The organism is uncultured Wocania sp., assembly GCF_964021735.1.
Taxonomy (GTDB): Bacteria; Bacteroidota; Bacteroidia; order Flavobacteriales; family Flavobacteriaceae; genus Wocania_A.
Genome location: NZ_CAXIBN010000269.1, coordinates 1 through 2,499, shown reverse-complemented (window position 1 = coordinate 2,499; position 2,499 = coordinate 1). Strand labels below are relative to the sequence as shown.

Here is a 2,499-nt window from a genome sequence, read left to right as displayed (position 1 = left end):
AAAATGTAATGAATGCAGCAATCAAAATTCGTGTAAATTTATGTTATTAGAAGTTCCAAATGCGCAAACAAGCTTTGCGATGAGCTATAATGAATTAAAAAAAATTGATGATTTAGTTAACGGAACGTGTTTTCAACTAGAGTTAAATAAACTAATAGAAAACCTAATTATGTATTAAGTTTCATTTTTAGGAGTAATATTATCTTCCTTAGGGGTTAATATATTCGGAAAAATCATTGGCACTAATTCTTTCACAGGTTTATAAAGTACGGTATCGTTTATATTTTCTTTATCAACAAATGTAATGGTGCTGTTCATTTTGTCAAAAATATTTAAAACGACACTTAAAATAAGTGCAATTTTTAAAGCACCAAAAATGCCACCTAAAAATTTATTTATAATTCCCAATGCAGCAAAATCTGCTAATTTAGTAAGTGCTCTTCCAGCAAGAGCAATAGCTAAAACAATAATTACAAAGGTTATTGCAAATGCTGTAATATTAATAGTTTTCTCATTCCAATCTACTTTACTCTGTAAAAAATCGGCAGCAAAATTACTAAAATGTATAGCGCCATAAACGCCAGCAATTAAAGCAATAAGAGATGCCACTTCAACAAAAAGCCCTTTCATAAAACCACGAATAAGGCCAAATAAAATTAAAGCAGCCAAAACTATATCTATAACATTCATAATTAAACAATTTAAACAAATATAAAATAATAGTCACACTTAGGTTTATTAACTTTGCAACTTTAAATTAGTCAAACTAATATTAATAAGCGTTTATTGTATAATTAATATTTTAGGTTGAACTAATCCCAATTTCTTATGCTGAATTTATTTCAGTATAAATTGGGTATCATCTATTTATATCATATTTAATGTCAAGAGACGAACAATTAAAAGAACGCTGGAGTTTGGTAGTTAATAAACTATCCGACCAATTTGCAGATGGAGACATTTTAGATCTCGACGCCATTATTTATTTAATAGGTGTGCAAGAACTTGGGCAGTTGAACAGAACTTATAAAAAAGACCAAAAACTAGATTTAATGCACATTGCCATTTGTAAACTACTCGTGCCTTATGGTTATTACGAACTCGATTTTGTAGATAACGATGGCTGGCCACACTACAAAGCATTAGAAACTTTACCACACTTAAAAGCAGGCGAACAAAGTATATTAATGAAAGAAGCCATTGTAAACTATTTTTTAGAAACCGATTATATCGTATAAATAATTTTGGCATTACCGCAAGGGTCGGGCTTTCACTAGTCGCTCTCTACGAGGAGCTCAAACAATTAGCCTGCGGTGAGCGCAGTCGAACCGTTCAATCCCTAACCAATTCGCTTTTTACGTTCATTGCGAAGCAAATTTTTTTATTTGCTGTGGCAATCTGTTTCTTCTAAAAAGATTACTTCACCGTTTACTCCTCGTAATGACGATATTTTGATTAAATTTGCATTCATTTTTTAAATGACGTTATGATAGATAAGATAAAAGAACTTATAGCCGAAGCCGAAGCCTTTAAAGCACAATCTAAAGAAGAAGTTGAAGCATTCCGTATAAAATATTTAGGTAAAAAAGGATTACTAAACGACTTTTTTGCTGAGTTTAAAAATGTAGCAAACGACCAGAAAAAAGAATTTGGTCAAACCATAAACAAGCTTAAAAAAACTGCTGAAGATAAAGTAAACGCTTTAAAAACAGAACTAGAAAGTAAAGAAGAAGTAAAAGGTGTTTTTGGCGATTTATCACGCCCAGGCGAACCTATTCAAATAGGTGCACGCCACCCTATTTCTATCGTAAAAAATCAAATTATAGATATATTTTCGGGTATTGGTTTTAATGTAAGCGAAGGCCCAGAAATTGAAGACGATTGGCATAATTTTACAGCATTAAATTTACCAGAATATCATCCAGCACGCGATATGCAGGATACCTTTTTTATACAAACCAATCCAGATATTTTACTGCGTACACACACCAGTTCTGTGCAAGTACGCTACATGGAAAATAACAAACCGCCTATTCGTACAATTTCTCCAGGTAGAGTATATCGTAACGAAGCTATTTCGGCACGATCACATTGTTTTTTTCATCAAGTTGAAGGATTATATATAGATAAAGACGTGAGTTTTGCAGACTTGAAACAAACCTTGCAATATTTTACAACCGAAATGTTTGGTAAAAGTAAAATACGTTTGCGCCCGTCGTACTTTCCATTTACAGAACCAAGTGCAGAGATTGATGTGTATTGGGGTTTAGAAACCGAAACCGATTACAAAATAACCAAAGGAACCGGTTGGCTGGAAATTGGGGGTTGCGGTATGGTTGATCCAAACGTATTAACCAATTGCAGTATTGATGCCGAACAATATTCAGGATTTGCATTTGGAGTTGGTATCGATCGAATCGCGATGTTGTTGCATCAAATAGGCGATATTCGTTTGTTAAGTGAAAATGATGTGCGGTTTTTAGAGCAGTTTAAATCTGC

3 protein-coding genes are annotated in these 2,499 nt (G+C 33.0%); 2 read left to right on the top strand and 1 reads right to left on the bottom strand.

The window, feature by feature from the left end; all coding sequences use genetic code 11:
• Positions 1-174: 174 nt before the first annotated feature.
• Positions 175-690, bottom strand: coding sequence for a CvpA family protein (locus AADI82_RS14830; protein WP_341217188.1), 516 nt, complete (start codon positions 688-690; stop codon positions 175-177).
• Between the two features lie 191 nt (positions 691-881).
• On the opposite strand from AADI82_RS14830, the gene AADI82_RS14825 reads away from it, so the two are divergent.
• Both AADI82_RS14825 and pheS read left to right on the top strand, forming a co-directional pair.
• On the top strand, positions 882-1,238 hold the full coding sequence (locus AADI82_RS14825; RefSeq protein ID WP_034042621.1) for a hypothetical protein: 357 nt from the start codon (positions 882-884) through the stop codon (positions 1,236-1,238).
• Between the two features lie 248 nt (positions 1,239-1,486).
• The coding region (pheS, locus tag AADI82_RS14820; RefSeq protein ID WP_341217187.1) for a phenylalanine--tRNA ligase subunit alpha at positions 1,487-2,499 on the top strand (1,013 nt) is incomplete at its 3' end.